This is a genomic window from Shewanella sp. GD04112, from assembly GCF_029835735.1.
Taxonomy (GTDB): domain Bacteria; phylum Pseudomonadota; class Gammaproteobacteria; order Enterobacterales; family Shewanellaceae; genus Shewanella.
Window position 1 is genome coordinate 659,539 of sequence record NZ_JAOEAL010000001.1, and the last position, 17,188, is coordinate 676,726.

The 17,188-nt window shown below is 50.0% G+C and carries 11 protein-coding genes; 6 read left to right on the forward strand and 5 right to left on the reverse strand.

All coding sequences use genetic code 11. The features are described 5' to 3' along the window. Positions 1–118 precede the first annotated feature (118 nt). Together N7386_RS02925 and N7386_RS02930 are read left to right on the forward strand one after the other, a co-directional pair. Positions 119–3,829 carry a response regulator gene (locus tag N7386_RS02925; RefSeq protein ID WP_279767004.1) on the forward strand — a complete coding sequence of 1,237 codons (3,711 nt, stop codon included), beginning with the start codon at positions 119–121 and terminating at the stop codon, positions 3,827–3,829. Positions 3,830–3,913: 84 nt separating this feature from the next. After that, entirely contained in the window at positions 3,914–6,316 is a 2,403-nt protein-coding gene (locus N7386_RS02930; RefSeq protein ID WP_279767005.1) for a zinc-dependent metalloprotease, read from the forward strand. Positions 6,317–6,356: 40 nt separating this feature from the next. Here the strand turns inward: N7386_RS02930 and N7386_RS02935 are convergent, their stop codons facing one another. Beyond that, the gene (locus N7386_RS02935) at positions 6,357–8,165 is read right to left on the reverse strand and encodes a protein kinase (RefSeq protein WP_279767006.1); all 1,809 of its coding nucleotides are present in this window, start codon (positions 8,163–8,165) and stop codon (positions 6,357–6,359) included. A gap of 247 nt (positions 8,166–8,412) precedes the next feature. Here N7386_RS02935 and N7386_RS02940 point away from each other — a divergent pair, with 247 nt between their 5' ends. Next, complete coding sequence (locus tag N7386_RS02940) at positions 8,413–8,751, forward strand: hypothetical protein (protein WP_086902944.1); 339 nt, start codon at positions 8,413–8,415, stop codon at positions 8,749–8,751. 107 nt (positions 8,752–8,858) lie between these two features. Next, complete coding sequence (locus N7386_RS02945; RefSeq protein ID WP_279767007.1) at positions 8,859–9,515, forward strand: thiopurine S-methyltransferase; 657 nt, start codon at positions 8,859–8,861, stop codon at positions 9,513–9,515. Positions 9,516–9,723: 208 nt separating this feature from the next. On the opposite strand, the gene N7386_RS02950 is transcribed toward N7386_RS02945, so the two are convergent. Continuing rightward, complete coding sequence (locus N7386_RS02950; RefSeq protein ID WP_011715776.1) at positions 9,724–9,915, reverse strand: bacterioferritin-associated ferredoxin; 192 nt, start codon at positions 9,913–9,915, stop codon at positions 9,724–9,726. 247 nt (positions 9,916–10,162) lie between these two features. Between N7386_RS02950 and N7386_RS02955 the strand changes: the two genes are divergently transcribed. Beyond that, complete coding sequence (locus tag N7386_RS02955) at positions 10,163–11,737, forward strand: PAS domain-containing methyl-accepting chemotaxis protein (protein WP_279767008.1); 1,575 nt, start codon at positions 10,163–10,165, stop codon at positions 11,735–11,737. Positions 11,738–11,856: 119 nt separating this feature from the next. Here the strand turns inward: N7386_RS02955 and N7386_RS02960 are convergent, their stop codons facing one another. Continuing rightward, positions 11,857–12,789, reverse strand: coding sequence for a D-2-hydroxyacid dehydrogenase (locus tag N7386_RS02960; RefSeq protein ID WP_279767009.1), 933 nt, complete (start codon positions 12,787–12,789; stop codon positions 11,857–11,859). 90 nt (positions 12,790–12,879) lie between these two features. On the opposite strand from N7386_RS02960, the gene N7386_RS02965 reads away from it, so the two are divergent. Beyond that, positions 12,880–13,215 (forward strand): DUF3392 domain-containing protein, encoded by a 336-nt coding sequence (locus tag N7386_RS02965; RefSeq protein WP_011621386.1) that lies wholly within the window; start codon positions 12,880–12,882, stop codon positions 13,213–13,215. A gap of 23 nt (positions 13,216–13,238) precedes the next feature. Here the strand turns inward: N7386_RS02965 and N7386_RS02970 are convergent, their stop codons facing one another. Both N7386_RS02970 and N7386_RS02975 read right to left on the reverse strand, forming a co-directional pair. After that, positions 13,239–13,961: a glycerophosphodiester phosphodiesterase gene (locus N7386_RS02970; RefSeq protein WP_279767010.1), complete on the reverse strand. Its 723-nt coding sequence runs from the start codon at positions 13,959–13,961 to the stop codon at positions 13,239–13,241. A gap of 15 nt (positions 13,962–13,976) precedes the next feature. Continuing rightward, positions 13,977–17,180: a mechanosensitive ion channel domain-containing protein gene (locus tag N7386_RS02975; RefSeq protein WP_089068528.1), complete on the reverse strand. Its 3,204-nt coding sequence runs from the start codon at positions 17,178–17,180 to the stop codon at positions 13,977–13,979. Between the last annotated feature and the right edge of the window lie 8 nt (positions 17,181–17,188).

A 17,188-nucleotide genomic window follows, 5' to 3' on the forward strand; every position in this document is an offset into this window, starting at 1 on the left:
TACGGCAATTATTTGATGCGACTCGGGGTTTCTTCCTGCTAATATATGAAGCCATAAATGTACTCAGTCACTTTTGCCACCGATGGCTAAAATCAAGCGCTGCAATCAAGGGTAGTGGATGAAATCGAGTGAGCCGGATCTCCAATTAAAATCGCCGATCCAAAAGAACTATAACCGCGCCGTTTTTTATACCTATATCGGCGTGATTGTCCTGTCGTTGCTGACGGCATGGATGTTTTTCGATCGCCAGAAAACCCAGCAAATGGAGCAGCGCGAAGAACAGGTCGAGCGTCACGTATTGCAAATCGACTTGCTGTTGGAGTCGAGCATCCGCGCGGTCAAGAGTCTGCGGGATGTGGCCGTGGATCACCTGCGCTTAGGTGAGCTAGTGCGTAAGGATCGTTTACCGCAATACGGCAAATTTAACGAGAGTGGTCAGTATTTTACCTTAGAGCCTAACTACGCAAAGGGCGGTAAACCTTTTACCAACATGGGGCGGATCACGGGCGCAGGCTCCCTCGATGGCCGCAGCGATAAGTTCTACCAAGAGCTGGAAATGCTGTTCGAGTTGTCGCTGTCTTTCCCCGTCGCTAAGGAAGCTGCACCTAAAGCCTCGGCGATTTATTATTTATCGCGCCAGCGGATGATGTCCTACTTCCCTTGGACCAACGGCGACCAGCGTTTTAGGGATGAGCTGCTCAATAAGAAACAATTCCAATACGCTACCCCGGCGATGAACCCGCAGCGCAGCGTGTTTTGGAGTGAGGCCTATGTCGATTCGACGGGCAAAGGCTTGCTGACCACCTTAGGTGTGCCCGTTTATCTCGATGATGAGTTTATGGGCTCAATTAACCTCGATATGACCTTGGCCTCATTGGCGCGGCAAATTCGGGTGTACTTCAAAATGCCGGGGACTGTGATCCTACTCGATCAGCAGAACAATATTTTGTCCCACAGCGACTTCGATGGCTCAGATATCAATCGGGTGTATCACATTAGCCAGCGTATTCCGTCTGAGCTGCATTCGCTCCCCGAGTCCGAATTGTTCGATGCCCATGAAGGCATTATTCGCAACGGTTACTATATTCACTCGGTTGCGCTGCATAACGCGCCGTGGCGCTTGTTGTATCTGCAAAATGAAGACGACCTGTTCCAAGATTCGGTCGAAAAACTGCAGCTGACCTTTATCCTAGTAGTGATCGCTCTGTCGGTGCTGGTCACCATAGTGCACTGGCAAACGCGCCGCTCCTTCGTGAGCCCAGCATCGCGCCTGTTGTCGCACTTAGAGGGCTGTTCCCAAGAGCCGCGTAAACCGCCGGAAAAAATCACTCCGGGGTGGGAACCTTGGTTCCTGCTGGTGAGCCGCATCTTTGAGGAAAACAAGCAATATACCCATCATTTGGCCGAGCAGAATAAGCGACTCGACAAATTGGTCGCGCGCCGCACCGAGCGCTTAAAAGATGCGACCGAGCGCCGCGAGCGGGAATATGCGTTGTTGCGCTCCTTACTCGACTCCATCCCAGAAGCCATTGTCTTTAAAGATAAAGAAGGCAATTACCTCGGCTGTAACAAGGCTGCCGAGCGGATGCTGGGTTACACCGAAAGCGAGATGATTGGTCTGTCGTCGGAGGATTTAACCTCGCCAGAGATGGGCATTCGTATTCGCGCCGAGGATGAGCAGATCTTAAAAGATCGCACGCCGCTGCGTTATCAAGAGAAAGTCGAGTTAGCGGGCAAACCTGTATTGCTCGATACCCTTAAACTGCCTTTCTATAACCGCCGTGGCGAACTGCAAGGCTTGATTGCCGTGTGGCGCGACGTGACGCGTGAGTACGAGTCCGCCGAGCAGTTACGCCTGTCGGAGGAGCGTTACCATTTAGCGATGGACGCGGTAGAAGACGGTCTGTGGGACTGGTATCTGGATTCAGAGCATATTATTTGCAACCCATCCTATTATTCGATGCTGGGCTATAAACCCAATGAATTCCCTGCGTTAGTGTCGGCTATCGACCAGCTGACGCATCCCGACGATAGGATTCGCGTCGAAGAATACCGTAATCAGTATCTACAAAATCCCGTCGATGCCTATGAGATCGAGTTTAGGATTTTAGGCAAAAACGGCAGTTATCACTGGGTGCTTTCCCGCGGCCGGGTGGTGGAATTTACCGCCGATGGTCAGCCTAAGCGTATGGTCGGTACCCACAAGGACATCACGCGCCATAAGAGTAACGAAGTGGCACTGCTGGAGGCGAAGCAGGACGCGGAACTGGCGAACCTGTATAAGAGTGAGTTCTTGGCCAACATGAGCCACGAAATCCGCACGCCTATGAACGCCATTATCGGCATGTTGCAGTTAGCGCAGCGTACCTCGCTGACGGCGCAGCAGAAGGATTACCTCGAAAAGGCCGGATTCTCGGCGCAGTCGTTACTGCGGATTATTAACGATATTCTCGACTTCTCTAAGATTGAAGCGGGTAAGTTAGAGCTAGAGCGGGTGCCATTCCCACTGGATAAAGTGCTCGACCATGCCCTCGATCTCAATGCGCTTAAGGCGCAGGAGCAAGGCGTCGAGTTATTACTGTATGCGCCAGTCACGGCAGGCCTCATTCTTAAGGGCGACCCGCTGCGCTTAGGCCAAGTGTTGATTAACCTGTTATCGAACGCGGTGAAGTTTACCCAATCCGGTGAGATTGAACTGGGCTGCGAAGATGTGGGCGAGCGCGACCATCGAATTACCTTAAAATTCTGGGTGCGGGATACGGGTATTGGGATCAGTAAAGATCAGCAGGAAAAACTGTTCGATGCCTTTGCCCAAGCCGATGGTTCGACGACCCGTAAGTACGGTGGTACGGGATTAGGTTTATCGATCAGTAAGCATTTGGTCTCCATGATGGGTGGCAAGATGCAGGTGCAGAGTGAGTTAGGCGTTGGCAGTACCTTCAGCTTTACCATCAGCTTTGAGATTGCCGAAGAGGCTAAGGTTGAGCCCTTAGTGGTGCCTGAAAAACTCAATAATTTACGCACACTTGTGGTGGATGATAACCCGACGGCGCTGCAAATTTACTCAGCGTTGATGCGCGATTTCCACTTCGAGGTGGATACGGCAGCAAGCGGCGCCGAGGCGCTGTATAAGTTGTCGCGGGATCCTATCGATTTATTGTTGCTCGATTGGATGATGCCAGAGATGGATGGTGGCGATGTGATCAGCGCCATCGATACCATGGTGGCCGAAGGCCGTATCGCGAAACGCCCCATTATCATCATGATGACCGCCTATGCGGCGGAACCTTTACAGCACGAAGTCGACAGTGCCAATGTGTTTGCCGTGTTGCAAAAACCCTTTAAGGCATCGAGTCTGTTCGATGAGATCATCGCCGCCTTTGCCGATGAGCCAAGGCTTAATGTGGTGCAGCCTATTGATGAAGTGCCTGTCGAAGAGGGCGAACACACAGGGCTTGTGCTCTTGGTGGAAGATAACTTTATCAACCAACAGGTGGCGACTGAGCTGCTAAAGAGCGCAGGATACGAAGTCGTTGTTGCAGGGAATGGCCAAATTGCCCTCGATATTATCGACTCTCGCCCCTTCGATGCGGTATTAATGGATATTCAAATGCCAGTGATGGACGGGTTAACCGCGGTGCGGGCACTGCGTGAACGCTTTAGTGCCGACGTGCTGCCTATTATCGCTATGACGGCCCATGCGATGTCGGGCGATCGAGAAAAGAGTCTCGCGGCTGGGATGAATGCCCATATTACTAAGCCGATAGTGTTAACTGAACTGTTTGAAACCTTATCGCATTGGATAAAACATAAGAATAATCATCATTAATTGTTTGCCCGGGGCCAATGATGGCCCCGCGTGGTTCACTTATTGTGTAACATGACCATGTAGACAGCCTAATCAGGAGGAAAGATGAAACCCCATAGCCTAGCCCTCGCCATCCTACTCTTAGGTTTACCCGCGCTGAGCGTCGCCGCGGATCTGCCGAGCACTAAAGTCGTTAAGCAGAGCCAAGCCGCTAAGGGATTTCTTAATCTTTACTATGAGCCAAGCGAGGGAGAGTTATACCTCGAGGTGAGCCGTTTAAATCAGCCTTTTTTATTGGTGACTAGCTTGCCTGAAGGGGTCGGTTCTAACGATATCGGTCTCGACCGTGGTCAATTAGGTCAAACCCGCATGGTGCAGTTTGAGCGCCAAGGTCCCTATATTCAACTTAAGCAACTGAATACCCAGTATCGCGCTAATACCCAAGATGCCGCCGAAAAGCGCGCCGTGGATGAGGCCTTTGCCGATTCGGTATTGTGGCAGGGTAAGTTACTCGATGGTAAGCCAGATATGGTGGCGCTCAGCGAGTTGGTACTCAACGATCTGCATGGCGTCGCGGATGCTCTCCTGCATCGCGGGCAAGGGAATTATCGCCTCGATTTATCCCGCTCGGCAATTTTACCCGCTGGGGTGAAATCCTTTGAAAAGAATAGTGATGTGGATGTGCAGCTTACCTTTAAAGCCGATGCGGCGGGTGAGCAAGTGGCTAAGGTGACGCCCGATGGCACCTTAATGTCGGTGCGGATGCGCTACTCCTTTGTCGAGCTGCCCGATGAGGGCTATCAACCCCGCGCTTATCATCCTATGAGCGGCTATTTATCCGATGAGTATCGCGACTATGCCACACCGTTTTCGGCGCCATTGGTGCAGCGGTTTATTTTGCGCCACCGACTGCAAAAGGTGAATCCTGGCCCTGCACCGAGCGAAGTGGTCAAGCCCATCACCTATTACCTCGACCCAGGTGTGCCTGAGCCTATCCGCTCGGCACTACTCGATGGCGCACGCTGGTGGGAAACGGCCTTCACCCAAGCGGGATTTATCAACGGCTTTAAGGTTGAACTCTTGCCGCCCGATGCCGATCCGCAGGATATTCGCTACAACATGATCCAGTGGGTACACCGCGCCACGCGCGGATGGTCCTACGGCGCGGCGCTAACCGATCCGCGTACCGGCGAAATCATCAAAGGCCAAGTGACCTTAGGTAGCTTGCGAGTGCGCCAAGATTACTTGATTGCCAAAGGCTTAACTGCGGGCTGGCGTGATAGAAGCGCCGCCGAGCAAGCGGCTAATGACTTAGCCTTAGCACGTATTCGCCAACTTGCCGCCCATGAGGTCGGCCATACCTTAGGCTTAGATCATAACTTTGCCGCCTCGACCAATCAGGACGCCTCAGTGATGGATTATCCCCATCCTAGGATTATGCTGAAAGGCAATGACATTGATATATCAGCACCTTATGGTGTAGGTGTCGGGCCATGGGATAACTTTGCTATCGCTTACGGCTATAGCGATGAAGGCGATGCCACGGCGCAGAAGGCGCTGCAAAATCAGTTATTGGCCGAAGTGGCTCGAAAAGGGCTGCGCTATATTGGCGAAGCCGATTCGCGCCAAGCGGATGCCAGCCAAGCCTATGCGAGTTTGTGGGACAGCGGTGACGACCCTATCGCGCAGCTGCTGGATTTGAACCGTATTCGCGCTAAGGCCATCGAAGGTTTTAGCAGCACAGCACTGTTGCCGGGCGAGCCACAGGGTGAATTAGCCGATGCCTTTGTGCCTATCTATTTGCTTAACCGTTATCAAATCGATGCGGTCACTAAGTTTATTGGCGGCACTGACTATAACTATCTGTCTATCGGTGAGGGCAGTCGCTGGAGCTACATTGCGCCGCAGTTACAAATGTCGGCCCTCGATGCGCTGCTCAGCACCTTAGATGCGGCCAGTTTAACGGTTCCGCAAACCTTACTCGATACGCTAGTGCCTAAAGCGGGCAATTATCAAGCGACGCGGGAGTCCTTCGAGTCTGGGCTTGGAGTCGTGAGCGATCCCCTCGGCATGGCGGAAGTGTTAGCGCGCCATACTGTGGGTCAGATGCTGATGCCACAGCGCTTAAATCGCGTCAGCCAAGGGGCTATGGCAGATAATGAACAGCTCTCGGTCGAAACCTTACTCAATAAGCTGTTTGCCGCGACCCTTTATCAAGAAGATAAGCTCGCTCTGATTGAAGGTGTGTGGATGCGGGTAAATGCGGTGGTGATTGATGAACTCTTGTCTGCGTATCACAATCCGCAAACCTCAGCAGAGGTGAAGGCGGCAATTTACGAGCGCGCCCAATTCGTGATTAAACAGCTTAAAGCCAAAGCGAATCGCGCGAATGCTAAGGTGGCCTCCCACTACACTTGGTTGCAACTGGGGCTGAGTGCAGGACTCACGGATGCCAACAGCAAACTCATTCCAAAACCCTTGAGATTGCCGCCAGGTTCACCTATCTAAGTTTGGTTTTCAGCATCATAGGCGCTAACGAGGTGATTCGTTATGCGCCTATTTCTTTTGGGTTTCTAGGATAAAAATGTTCGGCTTTACGCTCAATATGGGTAAAGCGGCGAGTATTTTTATAGGGCAGTTTCATAAAGCCCGATACCCCATGACCTTGAATTTTACCTACATAATGCAAAATGCGGTCGAGGCTAGCGCGAAACGCCGCCTGTTTACGTGGATTGAGCAGTTTTAAGTAGCTGTGGATCTTTAAGTGATTCGGCAGCGCCTCGAAAATGATGCAGCCCGTGTGGTGGATTTGGTTGATACGTGCCAATTCCTCCATGATTTCACTCGGTAATTCGAGGTTTTCATCCGGATCTTTACCGTCTTCAAAGTAAGAGTGCAGCCGAGATTTATCTTCAAGGGTCGGTACATCTCCGACTTCGAAGGGCAGTTGGAGATCGGCGCTGGCGACAAAGGGCTCGCAGGTGTTTTCGCGCTCGATATGCAGCGTGTCCCTAGCGTTAAAGAAGCAGGCCTTAAACACCCCGATACGCTTAATTCCCCGCGCGAGTGTCACCATATTATTAACGGCGATGATAAGCGCACTCTTTTGTTTAGCATCGTAGATGGCAAGGTTGGAGTCGATAAACACGCCTGTTTCCTGCCAATGGATAGCAAGGCCACCCACGATAGGGTATTGACCGAGTCGCCCCACGGCGGCGATAAAGCCCTTTTCTGTATCGCCCATGCCGGCTAAGAAGTTGCGATAGTATTTTTCGAGCTGAATGTCATCCATCTTAGCGATGGGATCCTGCGCGTTATGTTCCTTTAAAAAGGATTTACGCGAGCTATAACTGACGGTTTCGACATCTTTTTCGCGGGATTGTACCCAGACTGGGATTTCACCCAGCAGTTCGGTTTTGGGCAACTCTGGTAAGTGTATTCTATGGCTGTGGCGCATGCTTTTGAGAAAATAATCCCCCGCCAGATTGCGCTGCACGGCATCAATACTGAGCATGCCTTCCAAGGTGCGCGCCAACTCCATGGGTAAGCCTATGCTGGTGGGCGGGATCACCTGTGCGCCGAAGCGACTCGCCTGTCCTGAGGCCAAGGCATACAAGGTCGCTGCTACGCCTTGCTCGTCGAAACGTGGGCTGGAGAGCGCGCCATTTAGCTGTTCTTCACCGATAAAATACACGTCCCCCATGCGGGCGTTAGTGTGCTGCTGATCGCTCGACATCAGCGTCATCACATTGTCTTCAACGGCCTTGTTATATTCATCCCGTTGCGCAAATACCGCCGAGCCCCAGTCGATTAAGGATAAATGTTGGCTTTCAATATCATAGACAAGGTTTGAGGGCTTAATGTCGCCATGCACTAAGGGTTTACCCGTTCGCAGATAGTAGAGAATATCGGCCAGTTGGCGGGCAATACTCATCACCATGGCGGGGGGGAGGGCGCCTAAGCGGCGGCAAAGCTGCTCAAGATCTTCGCCCTTAGCACGCTCCATCACTAAGATCCCTTGTTTGCCGACCCGCTCAAATTTGATCGCCCCCGGAATGTTAGGGTGTTTGAGTAAGGACAGCATAAAGGCTTCTTCCTCTAAGCGATCTTGAATATGCTGCGGCAGATTAATTCTTGAGAATTTAAATACATGGGCTTCGTCGGCCTGATTAATCCCCGCAAACACAAAGCCGTAAGCCCCCTTACCGATAAACTCAATGTCGCGATAACCCAACTTACTTAACTGTTGTTTACATAAACGGATCCACGCCTTGTGTTTACGGGCATCGTTGGCTTTGAGCAAGTAAATGGATTGCTCTTCGGAAATGTAAAAATGTTGTAATTGGGGTGTTTGCAATGCGCGACTCCTTGTTTTGGTTATTTAAACAGTAAGCGAGGCTGATAAGCAAATCGGCTTAGGATGCTGTGGCTGATGTTGCCTGCGATAAACTTGTGATTTTTAGGGCTTACCTATCCCATCATTTCGTCGCTGACTTTGATTTATATCAAGTTAAATCGTATGGAGTCTAGGTAATCTTAAGCACATTGGATGGGATACATTTTTGTTAAATTTCCCGTGGACAAAGTGGATGAAAGGAGGGCATATGCCCGCCCAAGATAAGGCTTTATTGATCGAGTTGTTAGAGTTTCCGCGTAAGCGAATTTTGCAGTCAATGGAGGTGACCCATTGTCCACATGCGGTATTTTTTAATGATCGCGATGAGCAGTGTCTCACTTGCCACCAGGGCATGGAATGTATCTGGATGAACCAGAACGATGAGCTGGTAGCCGTCGAGCAAAAATCCGTCGCCGAGCTTAAGCAGCAGTTGCTGATCGCCGTTGACTTTATCGACTCATCCCTAAGTCCGCATCATTTGTCGCGCCGCCAATGCCAGTGTGAGAATTGCGTTTGGCTCCGCCGGGTACAAACGGCACTGGCTTAGTCATTAACTGTTTACATCTCTATGATTAACATACGGTATCTGAGATTTTGCATCCACCCGTGAATGCCATTAGAGTAAGGATAACTTTAGTCATTTGAGATATACCTATGGAACCCGGTTTTTGGCATGAGAAGTGGCAGCAACAGCTGATTGGTTTTCACCAGCAAGATATCAATCCCTTTCTCGTAACGTATTGGCATAACTTGGCATTACCCGCCGAGGCTCAAGTCTTCGTTCCCCTGTGTGGTAAATCTTTAGATATGTGCTTTTTAGCCGAGCAGGGGCATCAAGTGATTGGTTGCGAGTTAAATGAACTCGCAGTGCAGCAGTTTTTCGAAGATAACCAATTACCTATGCAGCAAAGTGCGCTGGGCGAGCATCAGCATTACCACACTGAGCAGGTCAGTTTATATCAAGGGGATATCTTCACTTTACCCCAGTCGATTACGGCCAAGGTTAGTGGTTTTTATGATCGCGCGGCCTTGATTGCCTGGCCTGAGAGTATGCGGGCGCAATACGCCAAGCAATTAGCGCAGCTATTGCCTTCGGGCAGTGTGGGTTTATTGGTGACTTTAGATTACCCGCAGGACGCTTTAAGTGGGCCACCTTTTGCGGTGTCGCCAACTTGGGTTGAAACACATTTAAGTGACGATTTTGAAATCCAGCTCTTGGATTGTCAGGACGTGCTTGCGGACAACCCGAGATTCGTTAAGAAAGAAGTCCCTTGGCTGAATGAAGCCGCGTATTTATTAACACGCAGATAATTCGCTGGTAAAGATATGCATCCCATTGAACTCAAAGAATTAATGCTTTGGGGGACGTGGGATGTGTCATTAAGGGGTCATACAATTATCGCAAAATAGGCATCTGCGCTGAGATTTGTGACAGCCCCTTTAAGGCGATGGCATCGCTCAAGGAACAAGCATTGAAATACAGGTTTAGTTTGACAGAAAAGGAGCTGGAGGCTCGAAGTTAAGCCACTTCGTAGTAATTAGGTTCAATTTCTAATTGGTTCTGAATAATTTGTACGGCCATTCTTGCGCACTTGCCGCATTGATCGGCAACGCCTAAACGCTTTTTAACGTCAGCAAGGCTAGAGTCACCCTGACTTACTGCGTTTTTGATTTGCGTATCTGTGATGGCATGGCAGAGACAAACGTACATTTTTTGGACTCCAAAACGAATTGAGCTAATTCTAAATGAAAACGCTTATCAAATGCAATCCTAGTAGTAAACTTGTTGTGCTGGTTTCCTGTTTTGTTACACATCGCACATTTTCTAGTCTATGCTCAGTGCTCAGAAGACAAGAAAAAGAGGGATGATTTAGCGATTACGGGTCATTGGACGCGATCAAGGATGGATAACTCATGGACGATGGAATAATAAATTTACAATAGATCCAAGGGTTATCATGAGAAAGAATTTGCCAGTGACACAGCGGGAATATGACTATCCAGCGGATTGGATTTTATTGTCTACGACGGACACTAAGAGTCATATCACCTACGCCAATCCATCGTTTTGCACCGTTGCGGGATACGAGCTGAGTGCCATGTTGGGACAGCCCCATAATATGGTGCGCCATCCCGATATGCCTCCCCAAGCATTTGAAGATCTTTGGAAAACCATCCGTAAAGGCGAGCCTTGGAAAGGCATAGTCAAAAATCGTTGCGCCAATGGCGACCATTATTGGGTCGATGCTTATGTGTCGCCGATTATGGTCAATGGTCAGGTGGCCGAATTTCAATCGGTACGCACTAAACCCAGCCGTGACCAGATCAACAGAGCAGAAGCTGCCTACGCCGAATTGAATAAAAGCGGTAATGTTAAAGCGTTAAAACGCACCTTAGATATGCCGACTAAGTTGATGCTACTCGCCTTAGTCGCCCTGTTGCCCATGTTGTATTTGGCGTTGCAGATTGGGGCGGTAGGATTTGTGGCGCTTGCCATCAGTGCCCTCGTGCTGTTCATCGGCGGTAATTTGGTCTTAGGGCGTTATCGGGCGCTGGTTGCTAAGGCAAAGAAAATCTACGATAACCCTTTGATGGCACATATCTATACGGGGCAATCCGACGATTTGGGCGCTGTCGATCTGGCGCTGCAAATGCAAACCTCAGAGTTAAAGTCAGTGTTGGGTCGCGCCCGGGACTCCTGCGATAAGGTGAGTAAGCAAGCCAAGATTTCTGCGGCGAAAGGTGAAGAAATTCAAGGAACAAGTCAGTCACAACTCGCTGAGATTGAACAGGTTGCCACGGCTATGCAACAGATGACGGCGACGCTTGGGGATATGTCCTCAAACTGCGCCGATGCAGCGAACGCTTCGCAAATGGCGTCGCAGCAGACAATCAACGGCGATAAAACCGTCGTCACCACCATTCAGTCGATTCAGACCATGGCGCAGCAGTTGCAGGAAACTTCTCAGGTGATCACTGAATTAGAAGGGCACAGCCGAGACATAGGCACAGTGCTGGATGTGATCCAAGGCATTGCCGAACAAACGAATTTATTGGCGCTGAACGCGGCGATTGAAGCGGCGCGGGCGGGGGAGCAAGGGCGAGGTTTTGCCGTAGTTGCCGATGAGGTGCGGGCATTAGCGCAGCGCACCCATGATGCCACCAAAGAAATCCACACAATGATCAATCTGTTGCAGCAGGGCACTCACAAGGCCGTGCGCAGTATGCAGGAGGGCGTTGATGCGGCTGGCGAATGTATTACCACGGCGGATCTTGCGGGCGCGGCGCTACGTACCATACGTGAAGCGATCACTACCATTACGGATATGACCCACCATATTGCCAGTGCGGTGGAGGAACAATCGAGCGTGGCGAACGAAATGAATCGCAGCGTAGTGAATGTGTCGCAATTTACCCATTCCAGTCATCAACTCGGCTGCGAAATGGTGAGCCTCAACGATGAAGTGATAGGTGAAATGGACTCCCATACTGTGCTAGTTGGGCAGTTTTTAAAGCGCAGTTTTAAAGTCTAACGTCTATCGCAATAACCCTTAATCAAAAGGCAATCAGCAGTCTGATTGCCTTTTGTTTTTTGCCAGTGAGAGTCGGGATTAGCTAACTTTTAATTCATCCACCCTAACTCGCCCCTAAATTAATAGCCCTGAATAAAATCGACCTGATTCTGTAGCGGCTCGGCGGCGATATAGCGGCGATAGTTATCGCTAAAAATACGCACGATTTGTTCAGGATGACTCGGCGCCGAGATATGGGGCGTGATGATGGCGTTGGGTCTTTCCCAAATCGGATGACTCGCAGGGAGTGGCTCCTGCGTGAACACGTCGAGAACGGCATGTTGTTCAGGACGCGCAATCAACTGGGTATTGAGGGCATCGAGGTCGAGCACGTCACCACGGCCTACATTCATTAAAATGGCATCGGCTTTGAGCGTGGCGAGCATGTCTGCATTTAACAGCAAACGTGTCTCTGGGGTGCTGGGCAGTAAATTGGTTACCACATCGCTTTGGCTTAAGCATTGCGCAAGCTGCGAGAGCGGTTGAATCGCATCAAAGCCTTCAATCTCACGGCCGCTGCGGTTTATCCCAGTAACATGCATGCCGAAGTGCTTAGCTGTCTTGGCCACATGCTGGGCGATAGAACCTGTACCTAAGAGTAATAGTCGCATCCCTTGCAAGCTGCTGCGCGTAGTACTTTGCACTTGCCAAGATTTTTGCCTTTGCTGCGCTTGGTAGAACTGGTGTCCTCGCACGTGGGCGAGCAGATAACCAAACAGATACTCACTCATCAAGGGGCCGAAAATGCCTTTAATGTTAGTGAGTTGATAATCTTTTCTTGCTCTTGGGCCCATCAGGGCATCAATGCCTGCAAAACTGGATTGCAGCCATTTTAGCTGTTTGGCATGGGGCAGCAGCGGCGCGGCAAGTTTAGGTTCGGCAAGCCAAATGTCGGCCTGTGCAATATTCGCGGGATTATCATCGAGCAACTCAAGCTCTGGTAACTGCTGCGCCTCAATAAGCTGGCGATACTGCTCATTCGCCTTGGTCAGTAAGAGTAACTTGTGCCCCATCTCGTCTCCCTTTATGCTTGGTTGTCGTTATTTTTCAATACGCTGCTGTAGTTGTTTTGATTTTGCAGCGTTATTTTAGGTTGAGTGATTATGTTTGATCAGTTAGTCGCCATTATTGGCCATTTAGGAAATATGCTTCGCCCTTGGTCCTTCGATATCGCCACGGCCATGGTCGTGTGTTTGATTTTAGTGTTTTCAGCCGATGTGAATCGTATCCTCAGGCGGCATTTACTTGGCCATTCGTTTATCCTGCGAACCTTTGTTTTTATTATTGTGAATGCCTTTGGCTATGGGTTGCTTATCGTTAAAGCTACGCCTTGGGTGGCAAGGCAAATTGTTGCCATGCCATCCCATTGGATGTTCTTGCTGATCGTCGCCATGTTCATTTTTATCGGTTATTGGGCGCAGCGAAATAGCCAAGCCTAAGCCGCTAAATCCACGCCATGGGGTTATTCGAAGTAGCCGCAATAATCCGTATTGGTGGGTTGTAACAGCGCCTGCATGGCACGGTCGGGGTAATTGCTAAAGATACCATCGACCCCTATCTGCTTAAGGGCATGGATATCATCACAATGATCGACAGTGTAAACATACACCTTAGCGCCCCTCTGGTGGGCGTCATCCACTAGGGCCTTGCTGATAAAACTCACGTCTAAATGCAGGGAGTAGGCTGCCAACTCGCTCACCACCGCCGCACCATCGAGGGGAATACTGGCAAGTAAGGGCGCCACTAATACCTGTGGCAACGCCTGTTTGACGTGCTGTAAATAGGGATGATTAAAGGATGAGATCAGCAATTGCTCCGCGCTGAATCCCAGCTCGGCAATCGCCTTAGGATAAAGCTCGAGTAGCGGCGCTACCGTATTCACCCCTTTAAGTTCGATGTTGATTGTGGCGCGGCCAGCAACCAGTTCGAGCACTTGCCAGAGTGTGGGAATCGGTTCACCTTTGACAGTGATCTTGCCCAAATACTCTTTGTTGACTAAGTGGATGATACCTTGGCCCGAGCTCTTACTGTCGAGTCTGCGGTCGTGAAATACCACTAACTCCCCTTCGACATTATGCACATCCAGCTCAATGGCTGTGGCACCTAACTCGATGGCTTTGGCCATGGCGGCTAAGGTATTTTCCGCCACATAACCGCTGGCACCACGGTGAGCAAAAATAAGCATCTGATTTTCGTCCTATTAACTGCGGATAATGCCGACCTGATCGCGATTCTGGCCATTTTTAAGATGGATTTCCATTTGCGGATAGGCGAGTTCTAAGTTGTTTTCTTTAAGCTTACGGGTGATGCGTTTATGCAGATCGTGGCGTAGCGGCCAACGGGCCGACATCTCTTTTGCATAGGCACGAACTTCGTAATCTTGGGTATGTTTGCCAAAGCCTGCAAACCAGACTTCTGGCTCTGGATTCGGTAGCGCATCTTCGCATTCCTGCACCGCTTGATACAGGGTGGCCTCGACTTTGGCCGGATCGGAGTCGCGGGCAACCGACACATGCACTATCACCCGCGTGATGGGGTCTGATAGTGACCAGTTAATCAATTGCTCGGTAATAAAGGCCTTGTTAGGAATGATAATTTCCTTTCTGTCCCAGTCGATAATGGTGGTGGCGCGGATCTGGATTTTACTCACAGTCCCCGTCAGATCGCGGATCGTCACCGTATCGCCAATCCGCACTGGTTTTTCGAATAGGATAATCAGGCCCGAAATAAAGTTGGCAAAAATCTCCTGCAAACCAAAACCTAGACCCAGTGACAAGGCGGCAATCAACCACTGCAGTTTTGACCATTCCATCCCGAGATTCGAAAAACCAATCAGCAGGCCTAAAAACACCACTAAATAACGGCTTACCGTGGTGATGGCAAAGCCTGTACCGGGTGTCAGGTCGAGCCGTTGTAGGATCATCAGCTCGAGCAGACCGGGTAAATTGGTCGCAATCATCAGTGAGAAGCCAACGATGACTAAGCCCAATAACAGCGATTTCATTGTGATGGGCAGCTGCTGCTCGACACCGTTGACGCTGGTATTTGTCGTCCAGAGGGTGATGCCATCCAAGAAGGAAAATAGCGCCGTATGAGTTTGCGTCCACAGGCCAATCAAGCTTGCTAAAAACGCCAATAGCAATAGGGAGCGCACTAACCCGAGTGACTGACTCGAAATGGTTTCGAGGTCGACGACGGGCTCTTCGTAGGTATCTAGACCATCGCTAGAAACATGGTGAGTCTCGCCCTTTTCCCGCTGTGCTAACCGTTCGGCCCGTTTGGCCTTGGCGCGATCGAAGGCAATACGGCGGCGCTCGATCAACATCCAACGCTTAATTAATTGATAAAGCAGTAAGAAACTTAATCCCAATACGATGGACAGCTGTAACTGCAACAGCATTTGGAAGGCGGTGAAATAGTAGCCCCTGAAGGCGAGTCCGGCACTGAGCAGAGGCACAGAGATCAATAGCGCCCAGAGCATTTTTTGCAGCAGTCGTTTGTTTTTGCCATCCTTTTGAGTGTCGCTATTTTGGCGGCTTAGCACCAAGATATCCTTGTATAACAAGAATAAAACTACGCAAAAACAGATAAATGCACCGCGGCCAATGCTATTGCGGATTAGAGATGCGTCGAGGACTTCGGTAAAGCCCATAATGCCGAGCAGGGGGCTGGCGACAAACACAAAGTGTTTGAGTCTGAGCTGGCCTGCTTGGATAAGTTTCGAGGGGCGTTTGAAATGGCCAACCAAGACCCCTTTGTCGAGGGCGAGGATAAATATCAAACGATACAAGAGGTAAACCAATCCTATCGCTAAAATCCCCATGCCGACGGCTTGCACAAAGTTACGTTCGGATTGATAGAAAATCCATCCCGCCGCCACTATGGGTAGCGGTTTGATCAGGGCATAACCAAGGCTCAGGACTAAGGATTTAAAGGTGTAGATAAATTTATCCTGCGTTACATTACCCACGTAGGTGACATAGTGGGTGAGTAAGCGTTTGAACTTAGGACGGATTAAATCTTGGATGACCAAGCAAAGCACTAACAGAATGATCCACCAAGACCAATAGTCATTTTGCTCCTGCCAGGCTTTGCCTAATTGTCCCCACTGCGCCTCTTGGATGAGCCACAGGGCGCTGCGCTGCACATCGGTGAGCCAGAGTTTGTTCATGCTCGCGGCGTTGGGTACCCAAAACAAGTGCTCGTTGAGGGTGTTTTTTAAGGTCAGGTGTTGCTGGCTAAGTTGCTGATAATTGACTTTGAGTTTGCCAAGCTCACTTAAATATTGGTCATAACTCTGCATCAGCTGCGTCAGCAGCGCTTGTTGTGAGCGCAGTAGCTTAATTTGTCCCTCGTTGTAGAGGTTGGTTTGCTCTAGCTCTTGTTCGTTGAGTGCCTGTTGTTGCTCGAGGTGATACCTATCGAGGCGAGCATCGGCGATTAGAGTTTGCAGCTTCTCATGGTTTGGCGGCTTAGGCAGAGATTGCAACATCTGCAAAAAACGCTCGCCAAAGGCGGAATTCATTTTGACCCAAGTGATTTGCTCTTGGATATTCGCTAGCTGTTTGGCTTGGGATTGATATTGCAGTTCGGCCTGCTCTTGCTGTTCAACCACATTGTTGATTTGCAAGGTTAAGGTTTGGAGTTTTTGGCCGTAGATCTGGTTTGTGTCGGCAATATTGCGGGTCACAGGATCCACGACCTTGGCGGTATCCACTAAATTCTTCGCCAGGGTTGCATCGGTTTGTTGTTGACGCTGTTTATTCATCGCCTTATTGATGGTTTCAATAAAGGCTTCCTGTTGGCTCAATTGCTGGCGAACCAACTGTAACTGCAACTGAGTGAGTTCGATACGCTTTTGGCTGCTGGCCAGCTCGGCCTCGTTAGTGGCGAGGCTTTGCTCGAAGAAAATCCGCTGTGTTTGCTGTAACTCGCCCGTTGGCGTATCCAGTGGGGCCAAGTCGGTTTTCTTATTTTGCAGCACATTCTGTCTTGCGTTGGCGATGACGGAGGGCAGCTGATTGTGGCGTTGCAACAGTTCGCTGACTTGATTGCCTAGAGCCGTTTCGCTCTCTTTTAATTCCGACAGTCGTAAATAAGCCATCGAGGCTTGCTGGTTGAGATCTGTGGCTTTATCGAGTTTTAAGGGCTTAGCGGCTTCTTTTAAGCCGTGGTCGATGACCTTTTTGTTTTCTTCAAAATCGAGCTGAGCCTGCTGAAAACTGCTGGCATTCGCTGCCAATCTATCAATGTTGTTTTTAAGCTCAACAATTTGATCGTCAATGCTAATATTTTGTTGCTGATTTTGGTTGTTTAGGCCAAGGCGCTTATCCAATTGCAGTGGCGAATTGGCATGGAGAGAAAAAGAGAAAAAAGCAATAACGAACAATAAAATACGTGGCATATAAGCAA

Coding starts and splice junctions, on each gene's coding strand:
- N7386_RS02955 (WP_279767008.1), top strand. CDS start 10,163: ATGAGAAAGAATTTGCCAGTGACACAGCGGGAATATGACTATCCAGCG.
- N7386_RS02945 (WP_279767007.1), top strand. CDS start 8,859: ATGGAACCCGGTTTTTGGCATGAGAAGTGGCAGCAACAGCTGATTGGT.
- N7386_RS02925 (WP_279767004.1), top strand. CDS start 119: ATGAAATCGAGTGAGCCGGATCTCCAATTAAAATCGCCGATCCAAAAG.
- N7386_RS02930 (WP_279767005.1), top strand. CDS start 3,914: ATGAAACCCCATAGCCTAGCCCTCGCCATCCTACTCTTAGGTTTACCC.
- N7386_RS02965 (WP_011621386.1), top strand. CDS start 12,880: ATGTTTGATCAGTTAGTCGCCATTATTGGCCATTTAGGAAATATGCTT.
- N7386_RS02940 (WP_086902944.1), top strand. CDS start 8,413: ATGCCCGCCCAAGATAAGGCTTTATTGATCGAGTTGTTAGAGTTTCCG.
- N7386_RS02970 (WP_279767010.1), bottom strand. CDS start 13,961: ATGCTTATTTTTGCTCACCGTGGTGCCAGCGGTTATGTGGCGGAAAAT.
- N7386_RS02960 (WP_279767009.1), bottom strand. CDS start 12,789: ATGGGGCACAAGTTACTCTTACTGACCAAGGCGAATGAGCAGTATCGC.
- N7386_RS02950 (WP_011715776.1), bottom strand. CDS start 9,915: ATGTACGTTTGTCTCTGCCATGCCATCACAGATACGCAAATCAAAAAC.
- N7386_RS02975 (WP_089068528.1), bottom strand. CDS start 17,180: ATGCCACGTATTTTATTGTTCGTTATTGCTTTTTTCTCTTTTTCTCTC.